Origin of the sequence: Acinetobacter sp. YH12152, assembly GCF_013418285.1 — a bacterium.
Taxonomy (GTDB): domain Bacteria; phylum Pseudomonadota; class Gammaproteobacteria; order Pseudomonadales; family Moraxellaceae; genus Acinetobacter; species Acinetobacter amyesii.
In genome coordinates this window covers 134,374-148,728 of sequence record NZ_VPCH01000003.1, presented here as the reverse complement: position 1 = coordinate 148,728, position 14,355 = coordinate 134,374, and the positions used below count along the sequence as shown (strand labels likewise).

Below are 14,355 nucleotides of genomic sequence, written 5' to 3'. Positions count from 1 at the left end.
CCGAACTAAAAATCTATAATCAGGAAATCAATAAAAGAAGAATTGGAATTGAGCATGTATTTGGCAGTTTGAAAACCTTCAAAATTCTTGCTGAGCGATATCGCAATCGAGGCAAAAGACTAGCATTAAGATTCAATCTAATTGCTGGAATTTATAACTTGGAGCTGAGTGAAAAATGACTTATGAAAGAAATCTATTCTAAATTCATATTCCCGCAATTTATTTTAAGCTTTAATGCCAATGAAAATTATTATATAAAAATAACTATTTTAATAATGATGAAGAGTTATTTTCATTAAAATCTAGCAAAGCAGAAGTTAATTTTTTAAAACAATTATCAAAATTTTCAAAAAGTTTTAACATCTTGTTTGAAATTTCATCAATGTCTTGAACGTCATCAATTTTAATAGTGTTACCTTTTAAAAACTTGGAGTATTTTTTACCAACATCAGTAGCATTTTTTTGAAATGAAATTTGATGAAGTTTTTCATTTTCTGCAACATGTTTTATTAAATTAATTAGATTTAATCTATCTTTGTAATTACTTAAAGGGCCTACTTCCGCAAATAAACGAAGTTTTCCTGACGTGTTTTCATCATGATTGATTTCAATCCAACATGTAACTGGATAAGTTAACCACCATTTTTCACAACCTCGCCAATTATACTTTTCCGCACCTAAAGCATTAAACCATTCTGTGGGTAAAAAACAAAAAAGACTGCTATTGCTCCAAAATTTTGAAATTTTTATTTTATTCTTAATTGTAAGATGATTTTTATCTTCCCAATTTTCACCCATTAATTCATCTAATGCTAGATTGAATTCATTAGATGTTCCATGTTGCCAAATAAAATCAAAAATTTTATGATGTTGTCTATAAATCGATTTAGCTAGTTTTTCCATTTCTTTAGCTTTTTCGCTCATACCCGCTGCTTCTTTTATAGTTTCAATATAGTGTTCAATAAAAATTTTAACTTGATATGATATTGATGAATTCTCAATATCTATAATTCTTGGTAAAATTTCGCATATACTATCGTAACCAATAGTGGCATAAGAAAGATCTTCAGGTTGTTCATCATATAATGTTAAAAATATACCTTTAATTTTGATATTGGGGAAGTCATCTCTATAAATATATTCAATTTTATCTATATATTTTTTTAATTGTCCATTATGTTGTTTTGATTTGAATTTATTTTCAAGGACTATAGCAAAATTATTTTTTGTAGAAAGTATTAAAATATCAATATTATTCCATTCTCGCTTTATTTCAATATCGCGTAAGTCAGCTTGGATAATATCTATTGAGGATAATCCACCTTTGACATATTCCCCTTGTAATGCTTTTGCAAGGAAAGATTTTAAAAAACGGTCTCCTAGACCATGTGTTTCTGAAGGATCTAATAACCATGCTAAGATATTAGAATGTCTAATTTCTTGGTTAGACATTCTCATAACTTCAATGGGGTTGAAACGGTTTAAGTAGGCTTGAATTTGGTCTAGCGAGCTATTGTTTACTAATAGTTTTTCAAAATCATCGTAATTGATGTTTAAAGTTGTATGTGACATAAATCCTGCTTAAATTTTTTTTTACCTAAATTTGTGAAATTAAAAATTAAAATAGGTAATTTCCCGACACCTTCACATAATTCTGCGCTGAATAAGGCAAGAACGCTTTTTCTTTATCGGTCAGTGGGCGAACTTTCTTAACGGGACTGCCCACATATAAATAACCACTTTCTAGAACTTTATTGGGTGGAACAAGTGAACCAGCACCAATCATCACATCATCTTCAACAATTACATCATCTAAAATAATCGTACCTATACCGACTAAAACACGATTACCAATGGTACAACCGTGTAATTTCACATGATGACCAATTGTCACATCTTCACCAATAATCAGTGGAGAACCCTCAGGTTTATCGGCTTTTTTATGACTCACATGCAACATTGAGTGATCTTGCACATTAGAGTTTTTACCAATACGAATATGGTTTACATCACCACGAATCACAGCAAATGGCCAAACCGAAACATTTTCAGCCAATACAACATCGCCAATCAAGACTGACATTTCATCGATATAGCAAGAGTCAGCAATACGTGGAACAGTGTCTAAATAAGGGCGAATGTTTTGGCTCATAGGAAAGTCATCTACAGGTTTTTAGGCAGTATAAAATAAAAAAGCACCTAGACCGAAATCTAGATGCTTTCACTTTAGTCTTAATATCGATTTTTCATCAAATTTAGAATAAGTTACTAAAGAATTGTTTGATGTGATCAATCATTTTTGCAAAGAAACCAGCTTCTTCGACATTTTGTAGAGCTACAAGTGGTTTTTCAGCAATGACTTTGCCATTAAGCGTTGCAACGTATTTACCAACCACTTGACCTTGTTTTAAAGGAGCAGTCAATTTAGGTTGAACAACCAATTGAGTTTTAATGGCGTTCGCTTCGCCTTTAGGCATCGTCACGTTAAAGTTTTCAGCTAGACCTACTTGAACTTCATTGTCTTTACCGTACCAAACTTTTGCTTTTGCAAGCACTTGTTTAGCAGGTTGAACTTTTACAGTTTCAAAGTTTGCATAACCCCAAGCTAAAATTTCACGTGTTTGAGATGCACGTTCGTTCATGCTTGGCGCACCAAAGATCACTGAAATTAAACGTAAAGGACCACGTTTAGCTGAAGTCGTTAAGCAGTAGCCAGCTTCTTCAGTATGACCAGTTTTTAAACCATCTACACTTGGGTCAGTATAAAGCAGGGCATTACGGTTGCCTTGCTTAATGCCATTGAACGTAAATTCTTTTTCAGAGTAGATCGGATAGTATTTTGAACTGTCATGAATGATATGTTGCGCAAGAGTCGCCATATCTTTGGCAGTCGAGAAATGACCTTCAGCTGGCATACCTGTCGCATTGATGAATTGAGTATTCACCATGCCAATACGTTTCGCTTCTTGGTTCATCATGTGGGCAAAGGTGCCTTCATTGCCAGCAATATGTTCTGCCATAGCTTTAGAAGCATCGTTACCCGACTGAATGATAATGCCACGTAACATTTCTAATGCAGTTGCAGTACCGTTGAGCGGAACGTACATACATGACTCAGTGCTGCTGCCGCGACACCAAGCCGACTCATTCATACGTACTTTTTCATTTTCAGTTAGTTCACCGCTTAATAACTTTTGCTCAATGATGTAACTGGTCATCATTTTTGTCATTGAAGCAGGAGCTAATTTTTCGTTTTCATTTTTAGAAGCAAGGATTTGCCCTGTCTCATAGTCCATCAGCACATAAGATTTATTATTTAATTCAGGTGGTGCAGAAAGGACAGTTGCCGCGAATGAAAAACTAGGTGCAAGTAGTAATGCGGCAAGGGCGGTTTTTCGGGTCATTCTGGGTGGTTCCAATAACTTAGGTATAAGCACAAAGAGCCTAGCATTTTAGGACAAAGCTAGGCGGACTGCTATGGGGTGCAAGCGCTTATTTTAAAAGTATTGTAACCAATTGGTATTATTTGCTGTAAGCAGTCAATTCTTTGCAAATCGTACCATTTTTCTTATCGCCAGCTTTCTTCGCATCAGACTGCGCTTCTTTTAAAGCGTCTTTAAAACTTTTTTGTTTGCTGAGCTGTTGTAAGGCATTTACAGGGTTCTTTTCATTCGGCATATATTCTTTGGCTAATTTTGCATAACCCGCTTCAAACTTCGGCTGATCTTTGTCATTCACCAGTTTTGGACAAACTTCAGAAAGTACATAAATAGCTGCAAGTTCTTGACTGGTCACTTGAGGTGTAGGAGTCACTTCAATTTTTTCATCTGCGGCATGTGCAGACATGGTGGTGAACGCAAAAGCAGAAAGACTAAGGGCACAAAGAGATTTTACAAAGGAGTTTTTCATTTAAATAACCTAAAAGATATCAAATAGCTAAAATTTATTTGCTTAGCTTAATCGTATTTCTGGTAGAGATCAGTAGAAAATTGTATTGAAGCTGTTTAAAAATCAATACATTGTGAAAGAAAAAAGGATGAGGCTATAAGGCTTCATCCTTTTTTTGGCAGGTTTGATGCAATAAGGACTAACCTATTTAGAGGACGTCCAAAGCTGAATGATCAATTAACCTTCATAACTTAAAACGTCATCACAAACTGATTTTTGCTCAGCTTTATCAGTTTCTTTAGCAGCTTGACGCGCTTCTTCAAGAACTGATTTATATTCGCTGTCAGACTGTAGTTTTTCTAATGTCATTGATTTATCAGAATAATCAGCAAGATATGTTTTAGTGAGTGCTTGAATGTTGGCATCAAATTTTGCATTTTGACCAATAATCGCAGGGCATACTTCTAACATGACTTGTGCAGATGCAATGTCTTCTTTTACGATGGTATTGGCTTCTTCTTGAGTGAAGTCATTGTCTGCGACCACAGTTTGAGTCATGCAAGCTGCTAGAGCAAAGCCCAATAAACCACGAAGTGCTACGGTTTTATTCATTTTGTACACACACATTTATGCTGGATGTTGAAATGTAAATATATATAATTATTCATATATTTCAATAAAATGTTCTTGCGAGTCATTTTTAATTTTTTAGTAATGGAAATTTAGTTGTGAATATTTTAATTGCCAATGATGATGGCGTTTTTGCTCCCGGTATCCAAGCTTTAGCACATGCATTGCGTCCTCTCGGTCGTGTGGTGATTGTTGCACCTGAAAGTGAACGCAGTGGTTTTTCAAGTGCACTGACTTTAGATCGACCATTACGACCTGTCGAAATTGCACCAAATATGTGGGCGGTAAATGGCACACCTGCGGACTGTGTGTATTTATCAATGAATGGTCTGTTCGATTTTGAATTTGATTTGGTGGTGAGTGGGATCAATAGCGGCGCAAATCTGGGTGATGATGTGCTGTATTCAGGGACGGTCGGTGCCGCATTTGAAGGTCGTCTAATGAAACAACCTGCGCTAGCCGTGTCTTTGGCTGGGCCGAATGTGCGTAGTTATAACAACCCTGAAGATTATGCCGTAGCTGCACAATGGGTGCATGACTTTATTGCCAATGGCTTACCTGCGCTACCTGCACGACATATTTTTAATATCAATATTCCAGATGTCGCTGAACTTCAAGGCACTAAAGTGACCTATCAAGGGCGACGTTTACAGTCCAAACCGATTACCAGTCATGTAGACCCGCGTGGTCGTCAAGTCTATTGGATTGGCTTGGCAGGTGAGGCTGTGGCAGAGCCTAAAAAAGGCTTAACGCATATCGAATCAGACTTCTTTGCAGTTGCAAATGGTTATGTCAGTGTAACGCCTATACAAATGGATGCTACAAACTATGAGATTTTGAATAACTTGCACTCAGAGTTATCTAAATCTTAAGTATTAATGTTATAACTTTGTGAAAATGGTTATGCCGCAACTTTTTTAGAGTGGATTTTTGCTAATCTTAGCCCATTCATAATGACTATATTTGAATTATTAGTGAGGAAGATGATGTCCCTGGTGTCACAATATCGCGTTATTGCCGCTCCTGCAGCATTATTTAAGACCCTTGTTTTATCTGCTGCGGTTGTTACGACTTTGGTCATGACTGGCTGTGCGTCAAAACCACAAATTAATAATGCGACCCGTTATGCGACTGCTCCGGATTATTATACAGTTCGTTCGGGAGATACTTTAAGTGGCATTGCCGCTCGCTATGGTTTGAGCTATGTCAGCATTGCAGAAATGAACGATATTGCGCAGCCTTATCGCATCTATGTTGGACAATCCATTCGCCTTAAAAATAGTGGCTCTCGTCGTACGACGTCTACACAAGCCATGACTCAAGCGGCACCAATTCAACGCCAAACGATTGCAATGCCAACGCAAACAGCGCCCGTGACTCAAGCTTCAACCACACCATCGACAGTGACGCGAACTACAGTTCCAACGCCTGTGGTCAGTTCTTCAAGTTTACGTTGGGTGAGTCCAGTATCGCGTCCTACGGTATTACAAGGCTATAACTTAGCATCGAATGTGAAAGGAACACGTTACGCAGGTAATACAGGTGATCCTATTTTTGCAGCAGCTGATGGTCAAGTGGTCTATGCCGCCGATGGTCTTAAAGAGTACGGCAATTTAATTTTGGTGAAGCATATTAATGGCTATATCACTGCATATGCACATAACAGTAAAATGAATGTCAAAAGTGGCGATACTGTGAAAGCAGGGCAGCAAATTGGTGAGATGGGTTCATCGGGTACCAACCGCACGATGCTTGAGTTCCAAGTGCGTTTAGATGGTAAACCAATCAATCCAACTTCAGTTTTACCAAATAATTAAATATATAATGCAAAAGCAAAATATCCCCGTATAATACAATGAGTTGCTTTTATCGAAAGATGAAGCTTCTCATAAGTTTATGAGGGAAATTTATGTTAGATCAACTTCGAGCAATGGGTGTCTTTGCTTGCGTTGTGGAAAAAAATTCGTTTAGCGGTGCTGCTCGTGAGTTAGGTATTACCACGAGTGCCGTGAGTCAGCAAATCCGCTCACTAGAGCAGGATATGGAAGTCATTCTTTTACATCGTTCAACACGTAAGTTAAGTTTGACAGAAGCTGGACAAGCTTTTTTTCATAGTTGCCAAGAGATGCTATCTGCCGCAGAGCGCGGCAAAATTCGTATCAATGAACTTCGTGACGACTTAGTCGGTGAATTACGTATTGCATCAACACCAGAAATTTGTGCGAATCATGTGATTCCTGCATTGTCACATTGGATGTCGGCACATCGTGGTTTATCCGTTCATCTAGAAGCAGATAATCAATATATCGACTTAATTGATGGACGCATTGATATTGCGCTACGAATGAGTTCAAAAATTGATGATCAACAGTTTCATGTGGTGCCATTGGCACATGTTGAACAAGTTCTCGTTGCTGCACCAAGCTATATCAACCAAACCAGTTTAATTACACGACCAGAAGATTTACAAAATCATGATATGGTTCAAATAAATTTGGTTAAAAACTTTCAGCATTTTGCATTTGAAAATGCAGTGACGAAAGAGCAGGTTGCATTGGATGTGCATTCCCGATTTACAACAAATAATGTATTTGCTGCAAAAGCAATGTGCCAACAAGGACATGGCATTGCAAGAATATTATATCTAGATACGCAAAAAGACTTATTAAACGGTTCTCTTGTTGAAGTTTTACCAGAATGGCGCTTACCATCATTTACTCTATATGCGGTGATGTCTAAACGTGATCAACAGCCTACTAAAATTCATCGTTGCCTAGATGCATTAAAATTGTATTTCAGTCAATTACCAGGCGGACGTGTATACCAAGAAGCCTCATAAAAACAAAAAAGGTTTAAAAAGATATAAAAAAAGCCGCAATCAGCGGCTTTTTTACTTTCGGCACAAATTACGCTAGAAAGTTTTTCACCATTTTAACAATGCGTTCAATCAAGATATCCGCTTGTTCTTTATTGATATTCAGCGTAGGCAATAAACGAATCACTGAGCCTGCTGTTACGTTAATAATCAAGTGATGCTCATCACGAGCAATATTCACAAGTTCGCCACATGCTTTTGGTAATTCAATACCGACCATCAAACCAAAACCACGAACAGTCACGTTTTGCTCTGAAAGTTGCTCTGTGAATTGCTCAACAAGATACGCCCCCATATTTGCAGCATTTTCAACAAGGTTTTCTTTTTGAATGGTATCAATCACGGTATAAACCACACGTGAACCTAATGCTGTACCGCTATAAGTTGAACCGTGGTTACCCGCTGTTAAAACGCCAACACCACGACCTTGAGTCATGACTGCGCCGATAGGGAAGCCATTACCCAGACCTTTAGCTGTAGTTAGCACATCAGGAACAATATTAGTGTGTTGATACGCAAAGTATTTACCTGTACGACCATTACCTGTTTGCACTTCATCAAGCATCATTAACCAGTTGTGCTGATTACAGATTTGACGAATTTCTTCTAGGTAGCTAAAACCCTGAGGTGCAGTATTTACACCACCTTCACCTTGGATCGGCTCAACCAAAATCGCTACGATGTCAGGGTGGTGAATCGCCGCTTCCTCAATCGCTTCGATATCACCGAAAGGTACACGGATAAAACCTTCAACCAATGGGCCAAAGCCTTCTTGAACTTTTTTGTTACCTGTTGCAGATAAGGTTGCCATGGTACGACCATGGAAAGAATGATCAGCAACGATAATTTTTGGTGTTGCGACACCTTGCATATGACCAAATTTACGTGCAATTTTGATTGCACCTTCATTTGATTCTGCACCACTATTTGAGAAGAAAACTTCTTCCATACCCGCAACTTCTGCTAATTTTTGCGCAGCAGCCGTTTGCCAAGGCACTTCAAATAAGTTACTGGTGTGAATGAGGGTCGCTGCCTGTTCAGCAATTGCTGCTGTAATTGCAGGATGTGAGTGACCTAAACCACAAACAGCGATCCCTGTCAGTGCGTCTAAGTATTCTGTGCCATCTGCAGTATACAGGTGAGCACCTTGACCTCGGACAAAGCTGATCGGTTGGCGGCCAAAGACTGGCATCAAGTGCGATGGTTGATCAGTTTGTACTGGGGCAAGGGTAATGTTATTCATGACTAACTCTAATTTGTCAGGTGATTGAAATAATATAGAGGAGACGCCATATATATATGAGCATCAAGAGGTCTATATAAGCAAAATATGACCCACTTGAAAAGCTGAAATGTAAATAAAACGTGAAATATTGCTTTAGTCATATTGTTTTACTCAGTTTTGGGTATAATGCGAAGCAGATTTATTGAGGATATATCAATGACTGAACAAGCACGCGATACAGAAGCGTTAATTCGTGACCAAATTGCTAAACACGCAGTTCTACTTTACATGAAAGGCACCCCACAGTTTCCACAGTGTGGTTTCTCTGCGCGTGCAGTAGAAGCGCTCAGTCAAATTGGTCGTCCGTTTGCTTATGTAAATATTCTTGAAAATCAAGATATTCGCGCAACTCTTCCACAAATTGCAAACTGGCCGACTTTCCCACAATTATGGATCAATGGTGAGTTGATCGGTGGTAGTGACATTATGCTTGATATGTTCCAAAAAGGTGAATTACAACCTTTAGTTGAACAATATAGCCCAGCTCCGGAAGCTTAATTGGATATGTATTTGATGATTTTAATCATTGGATACAGATAAAAAATAGCGCCTTTAAGGCGCTTTTTTTATGACTTAATTATCTAAAAAGTCTAGGGTTATGCGTTTTTCCACCATTTCAAAGGCATTTAAAGTGCAATGAATGGTGGAAAAATCAACAAATGAATAATCTAATCGAAGATTTCTGACGGATCATCTTCAGTCAGACTTTCTTCAACAACTTTCTCATTTTTAGCAGTACTGTCTTGAGCTTCAGACTTCTTTGTCTTTTTATCTTTTGCCTTTTTAGACTTCTTCTTTTTTTTCTTTTTCTTTGGCTCTTCTTCCTCAAACTCAGCGCCATCTTCAATCGCTTGCCAGTACTCAAGTTGCTCCATGACAGCAGCATAGATTGAGCCTTTGCTATAACGACCTTTTTTATCAAGAGTACCTACTGGGCGCGCCATCAAAATTTCTAAAGCTTGGTCAATGGTATCAATGGCATGAATATGGAATTGACCTTGTTGCACAGCTTCAATCACATCTTTGCGTAACATCAAGTGCTGCATATTTTGGCGTGGAATAATCACACCTTGCTTGCCTGTTAGCCCTTGTAATTTACATGCATCATAGAAGCCTTCAATCTTGGCATTTACACCACCAATCGGTTGAACTTGACCCAATTGGTTCATTGAGCCAGTGATTGCCCATGATTGATCGATCGGTAATTGGCTAATAGCGGAAATAAGAGCTGAAAGCTCTGCAACAGTTGCGCTGTCGCCATCTACTTGGCCATAGCTTTGCTCAAAGGCAAGGGCAGCAGAGAAATGTAAAATTTGTTCACGACCAAAGTGTGCCTTTAAGAAACTCGACATCAGCAGGACGCCTTTGGCATGTAAAGAACCACCGAGTTCTACACTACGCTCGATATCTAAAATATCGCCGCCACCTTGATAAACCGAAGCCGTTAAACGTGACGGTAAACCAAATTCAACATCTGCATATTGAATCACAGAGAGGGCGTTAATCTGCCCGAATCGATGACCTTTGGTTTCGATTAACTGTGTACCGCGAGTGAGATCTTGCCAATATAATTCACGTAAGTAGCCTAGACGGTATTTACGATGATCAAGAGCGGTGTTGATATGTGTTTCTGTCACCATTTTATCGCCAGCAAGTGCTGCATGATGATGTGCTTCACGAATCAAATCACCTAAGGTGAGGGCATGTAATGACAAAGAGCTTTGATCTTCAGCTTGACGACTTGAATCAGTTAACAGTGCAGCAAGTGCTGTACGTTCAAACGGCAGAAGTTTGTCTGTTTGCACATAGTCAGCAATCAGCTGCATATATGCCTGCTCATTAATGTCATTACGTTGTAATGTATCGGTAAAATCGGCACGAATTTTAAAGACACTGCCCAGCTCAGGTTCGAGTTCTAAAATATCGTAATAAATATCAGGTTCAGCAAGCAGGATCACTTTGATATTTAAATCAATAGCTTCAGGCTCAATCGAAATACTGCCTGTCAATGTAAGCATATGTTCAAGTGAAGACAGCTTTAAATGTCCTGACTTTAATGCACGTTTTAGACCTTGCCATGCATAAGGCTGCTCTAAAAGTTGTTCAGCTTCCAAGATGAGGAAACCACCATTGGCCTTATGCAACGCACCGGGACGGATTAAGGTAAAGTCTGTGGTGATGGTACCGTTTTGAGTCAGTTGTTCAACATGGCCTAGCAAATTGTAATGGGTTGGGAAATCTTCAAAAATAACTGGCGCACCAGCATTAGGTTTATGTGTGGCGATGATGTTTGCTTGGTAGCGAGAGGGCACGCGGTTAAATTGGCCAGGTGTAAAGTCATCTTCTTCTTGCTCAAGTACAAACTCAACATTTTGAATGATGTCATCTGCATATTGCTTCAGATAATCTTCTAAGCCTTCAACCATGCTGAATTTATTTTGAATCACATCAATACGCGGCATCACAACTTGTTTAGCAATTTCACGGTTCAAAACTTGAACTTTATCGCGAGCATCATCTTCAAGATCACCAAGATGCAGACCAAGACGTTCGAGTTTTTTATCCATATAACGGACGTTTGACGCAATTTCAGCTCGTTGTTTACTGCTTAATGCATTGATATCTTCTTTCGACATTTCTTGGTATTTGTTATCAACCAAATGAACAGGAACGAAGCAATGATCATCATCCTGAGAAATCAGTTTAAGATCAAGTTCTTCACCTTCTCGGGTTAATTCAACTAAGGCAAGATGTTGTTCATCACCGGCGTGTTGGCGAATCATTTCAATGCGATTGTGATAGGTTTCTGCGGTAAAGCGACGTTCAAGCTGTTTTAATGTGGTTTGCCAACTTTGATGTAATAACGCTTGGAACTTTGTCGCTTGACCAGAAGGAAGTTTTAGCGCAATCGGTTCACGCGGAAACTTAAAATTATTGACATAGACCCAGTCTGAAGGCGTTGGCATATTTTTAGCGTGTTGTTGTAATAAGCGCTTAATCATGGTGCGCTTACCTAAGCCTGCGGTACCTACAGCAAAAATGTTATAGCCTGAATAGGGTAATGCAATGCCAGCTTCGACCGAAGCACGGGCACGATCTTGTCCTAAAAAGTCATTGAGTGGTTTGATCCGCTTGGTAGATGTCGGTATTTTTTTAAGCTCAGGCGTATGCGTCAGCTGAATTGGCTGCAACTGGGTTTTAGTTAAAGTATTTTGTATTTCGGGTTGATCAAAAGCGCTCTTTAGTGTCGTTACTGTTTCTGCTAAGTTTTTTGTGTTGGTTTCATTAATGGTGGTTGATAAAGAAGAGTGAATTTGTTCAAGTCGCTGGGTCACTGTTGAATCCAAAAAACTAAAGAATAGAGATATGTAATTAAGGTATACAGGTTTAATGCCAAAGATCAAGCAACAGCATGCGAAATATCGATAAAATAAAACAATGATTTCATAAATGTTGTTGAAACCGTTGTCATTAAGCGCTTGAATAGCAACATTCGATTTTGACAAAAATAACTGAGTCATGACAACACAAGCTTCAGGATGGAAATCTGCTTTTACTGCATTTTTAGACCGACGTGCGCTGATTATGCTTTTTCTTGGCTTTTCGGCCGGTATTCCAATTTTACTGATCTTTTCCAGTTTATCGCTTTGGTTAGGTGAAGCAGGGATTGATAAAAGTGCAGTGACTTTTTTTAGTTGGGCAGCGCTTGGCTATTCGTTTAAGTTTGTTTGGGCGCCATTAATAGATGAGTTACCTGTGCCATTTTTAACTAAGCAACTCGGACGTCGCCGTGCATGGTTGTTGATCGCTCAGGTTCTCATTATCTGTGCAATTTGTATCATGGCATTTTCAGATCCTGCTTTAGGGCAAAGCTATATTTACCAAATGGCTGCTGGAGCCGTATTACTTGGTTTTTCTGCCGCAACGCAAGACATTGTGATTGATGCGTATCGTATTGAGTTGGCAGAAACTGAAATGCAAACCGTTTTAGCTTCGACCTATAATGCAGGTTATCGTATCGGCATGATCGTGGCAGGTGCAGGGGCGTTATTTTTGGCGGCATATTTAGGCACGGCCAAAGGTAACTATATTTATGAAGCTTGGAAATATACTTACCTTGCAATGGCTGCTGTGATGGTTATCGGTATTATCACAACTTTATCGATACGTGAGCCGCAAGTTGACCGTGTACAAAAGCATTATAAACGGACCGACTATTATCGTTTAGTCGCTGTATTCTTTGCTGCGGTGGTTGCCTTTGTCTTGAGTTATATCTATTCAGGTGTAGCGGTTGAAAGCTTGAAAGAGCAGTGGCAAATTTCAGACTCATTCGCCTTGTTCTGTTTAGAGGCTGTGCGTTTTATTGGTTCAGCTGTGGTTGCTTTTGGTGTCGGTTCTGTTTTAGTGAAATCGGGTGCTGTAAATAAGCAGATGGCATTTGAAACTTGGGTTAATCCAGTTGCAGATTTCTTTAAGCGTTATGGTCTAAAACTGGCTTTAGTACTGTTGTTACTTATTGGCTTTTACCGTATTTCCGATATTATCGCCGGCGTCATTTCCAATGTGTTTTATCAAGATTTAAACTTCACCAAAGAGCAGATTGCCGAAGCTGTAAAAGTCTATGGTGTGATTTTTAGCTTGGTTGGTGGCTTCCTTGGTGGTTTGCTTGCGCAGCGTATGAACATTATGAAATTGATGTTTGTCGGTGCGATATTAGCAAGTTCAACAAACTTGATTTTTATCGGTCTGGTCAAATCAGGTCAGCCATTGAGCGATGTCACTGTCAATGTAGCAGGGCAGCAATATACCGCGACGCCAGATGATACGGGTGCTTGGGCAGTTCAAATTCCAAAAGCAGTCTTGGCTGCAGATCAGAATATTAAAGTCAGTGCGGATTATCAGTCTAAGAATCAACATCCAGTACAGGTGAGTTTGCCGTATCTGAATAATGCTTTTTCAAACGCAGCAATGATGTTGCTGCCAGTGACTTCAGATAACACGATTTCAGCTCAAGAGACTGCAAATAGTATCGTGGTCCGTGGACAATACTTGGCTGGCGCGTTAAAAGAAAATCAAAAAATTCAAATTATTCTGGATGCTAAACCATTCGACGCAAAGCTTGATAAAACTGGTGTATTTAGTGCTGCAATTCCAGGACAAGCGCTCGAAACAGCAAAGCAAAAAACATTAACGGCTCAACTGCTAGAAAATGATGTAGTGAAAAAGAGTGTCGATTTAGCATATCAAGTGAATACATCAGCCAATATGGCGGGTGTACTTGGTGTTGATATTCAACCGATTAATTTGGCAAGTGCTGAACAGAATGTGGACATCAAAGGAAAGGTTATTAAGCCTTATAGTTCGCTTTGGTTATATTTCGCGATTATTGTTGATAACTTGGCTTCTGGTCTTGCAGGCGCGGCGTTTATCGCATTTTTATCGAGTTTAACCAGTGTTTCTTTCACAGCCGTTCAATATGCCATCTTTAGTTCATTAATGACTTTAACCCCTAAAATTTTAGGCGGTTACTCAGGTACGATTGTGACCAATATCGGTTATCCAAACTTTTTCTTGATGACAACTCTAATTGGTATTCCGATTTTAATTTTAGTGGTTTGGGTTGCCAAACTATTGAGAGAACATGAACAGAAATCTAGTTTATAATTCAATTTAACTT

General features: G+C 38.9%; 13 protein-coding genes. 6 read left to right on the top strand and 7 right to left on the bottom strand.

Annotation, left to right across the window (positions count from 1 at the left end):
- The coding region (locus tag FTU83_RS02180; RefSeq protein WP_180003507.1) for a transposase at positions 1–179 on the top strand (179 nt) is incomplete at its 5' end.
- Between the two features lie 85 nt (positions 180–264).
- Here FTU83_RS02180 and FTU83_RS02175 read toward each other — a convergent pair.
- From FTU83_RS02175 to FTU83_RS02155, 5 genes are all read right to left on the bottom strand, one after another.
- Positions 265–1,572: a PD-(D/E)XK nuclease family protein gene (locus tag FTU83_RS02175; protein ID WP_180105585.1), complete on the bottom strand. Its 1,308-nt coding sequence runs from the start codon at positions 1,570–1,572 to the stop codon at positions 265–267.
- A 46-nt stretch (positions 1,573–1,618) separates the two neighbouring features.
- Positions 1,619–2,152, bottom strand: a complete 534-nt coding sequence (locus tag FTU83_RS02170) for a gamma carbonic anhydrase family protein (RefSeq protein WP_180105584.1) — start codon at positions 2,150–2,152, stop codon at positions 1,619–1,621.
- Between the two features lie 103 nt (positions 2,153–2,255).
- Entirely contained in the window at positions 2,256–3,404 is a 1,149-nt protein-coding gene (dacC, locus tag FTU83_RS02165) for a D-alanyl-D-alanine carboxypeptidase PBP5/6 (protein ID WP_078191838.1), read from the bottom strand.
- Positions 3,405–3,522: 118 nt separating this feature from the next.
- Positions 3,523–3,909 carry an MCR_0457 family protein gene (locus tag FTU83_RS02160; RefSeq protein ID WP_180105583.1) on the bottom strand — a complete coding sequence of 129 codons (387 nt, stop codon included), beginning with the start codon at positions 3,907–3,909 and terminating at the stop codon, positions 3,523–3,525.
- Positions 3,910–4,125: 216 nt separating this feature from the next.
- Positions 4,126–4,500, bottom strand: a complete 375-nt coding sequence (locus FTU83_RS02155) for an MCR_0457 family protein (protein WP_078190174.1) — start codon at positions 4,498–4,500, stop codon at positions 4,126–4,128.
- Between the two features lie 116 nt (positions 4,501–4,616).
- On the opposite strand from FTU83_RS02155, the gene surE reads away from it, so the two are divergent.
- From surE to FTU83_RS02140, 3 genes are all read left to right on the top strand, one after another.
- Positions 4,617–5,390, top strand: coding sequence for a 5'/3'-nucleotidase SurE (gene surE, locus FTU83_RS02150; protein WP_078190173.1), 774 nt, complete (start codon positions 4,617–4,619; stop codon positions 5,388–5,390).
- Between the two features lie 114 nt (positions 5,391–5,504).
- On the top strand, positions 5,505–6,335 hold the full coding sequence (locus FTU83_RS02145; protein ID WP_180004908.1) for a peptidoglycan DD-metalloendopeptidase family protein: 831 nt from the start codon (positions 5,505–5,507) through the stop codon (positions 6,333–6,335).
- A 92-nt stretch (positions 6,336–6,427) separates the two neighbouring features.
- Complete coding sequence (locus tag FTU83_RS02140; RefSeq protein ID WP_180004878.1) at positions 6,428–7,357, top strand: LysR family transcriptional regulator; 930 nt, start codon at positions 6,428–6,430, stop codon at positions 7,355–7,357.
- 67 nt (positions 7,358–7,424) lie between these two features.
- Here FTU83_RS02140 and FTU83_RS02135 read toward each other — a convergent pair whose 3' ends face one another.
- Entirely contained in the window at positions 7,425–8,636 is a 1,212-nt protein-coding gene (locus FTU83_RS02135; RefSeq protein ID WP_180004879.1) for an aspartate aminotransferase family protein, read from the bottom strand.
- A gap of 198 nt (positions 8,637–8,834) precedes the next feature.
- Here FTU83_RS02135 and grxD point away from each other — a divergent pair, with 198 nt between their 5' ends.
- Complete coding sequence (gene grxD, locus FTU83_RS02130; RefSeq protein ID WP_067762767.1) at positions 8,835–9,176, top strand: Grx4 family monothiol glutaredoxin; 342 nt, start codon at positions 8,835–8,837, stop codon at positions 9,174–9,176.
- 170 nt (positions 9,177–9,346) lie between these two features.
- Here grxD and FTU83_RS02125 read toward each other — a convergent pair whose 3' ends face one another.
- Positions 9,347–11,992, bottom strand: a complete 2,646-nt coding sequence (locus tag FTU83_RS02125) for a Lon protease family protein (protein ID WP_373685349.1) — start codon at positions 11,990–11,992, stop codon at positions 9,347–9,349.
- 205 nt (positions 11,993–12,197) lie between these two features.
- On the opposite strand from FTU83_RS02125, the gene FTU83_RS02120 reads away from it, so the two are divergent.
- On the top strand, positions 12,198–14,342 hold the full coding sequence (locus FTU83_RS02120) for an MFS transporter (RefSeq protein ID WP_180105581.1): 2,145 nt from the start codon (positions 12,198–12,200) through the stop codon (positions 14,340–14,342).
- Positions 14,343–14,355 lie beyond the last annotated feature (13 nt).

What these genes read in the sequence shown, in the direction of transcription:
- FTU83_RS02175 (WP_180105585.1), bottom strand. Translation starts at nt 1,572, where the DNA reads ATGTCACATACAACTTTAAACATCAATTACGATGATTTTGAAAAACTA.
- FTU83_RS02170 (WP_180105584.1), bottom strand. Translation starts at nt 2,152, where the DNA reads ATGAGCCAAAACATTCGCCCTTATTTAGACACTGTTCCACGTATTGCT.
- dacC (WP_078191838.1), bottom strand. Translation starts at nt 3,404, where the DNA reads ATGACCCGAAAAACCGCCCTTGCCGCATTACTACTTGCACCTAGTTTT.
- FTU83_RS02160 (WP_180105583.1), bottom strand. Translation starts at nt 3,909, where the DNA reads ATGAAAAACTCCTTTGTAAAATCTCTTTGTGCCCTTAGTCTTTCTGCT.
- FTU83_RS02155 (WP_078190174.1), bottom strand. Translation starts at nt 4,500, where the DNA reads ATGAATAAAACCGTAGCACTTCGTGGTTTATTGGGCTTTGCTCTAGCA.
- FTU83_RS02145 (WP_180004908.1), top strand. Translation starts at nt 5,505, where the DNA reads ATGTCCCTGGTGTCACAATATCGCGTTATTGCCGCTCCTGCAGCATTA.
- FTU83_RS02140 (WP_180004878.1), top strand. Translation starts at nt 6,428, where the DNA reads ATGTTAGATCAACTTCGAGCAATGGGTGTCTTTGCTTGCGTTGTGGAA.
- FTU83_RS02135 (WP_180004879.1), bottom strand. Translation starts at nt 8,636, where the DNA reads ATGAATAACATTACCCTTGCCCCAGTACAAACTGATCAACCATCGCAC.
- grxD (WP_067762767.1), top strand. Translation starts at nt 8,835, where the DNA reads ATGACTGAACAAGCACGCGATACAGAAGCGTTAATTCGTGACCAAATT.
- FTU83_RS02120 (WP_180105581.1), top strand. Translation starts at nt 12,198, where the DNA reads ATGACAACACAAGCTTCAGGATGGAAATCTGCTTTTACTGCATTTTTA.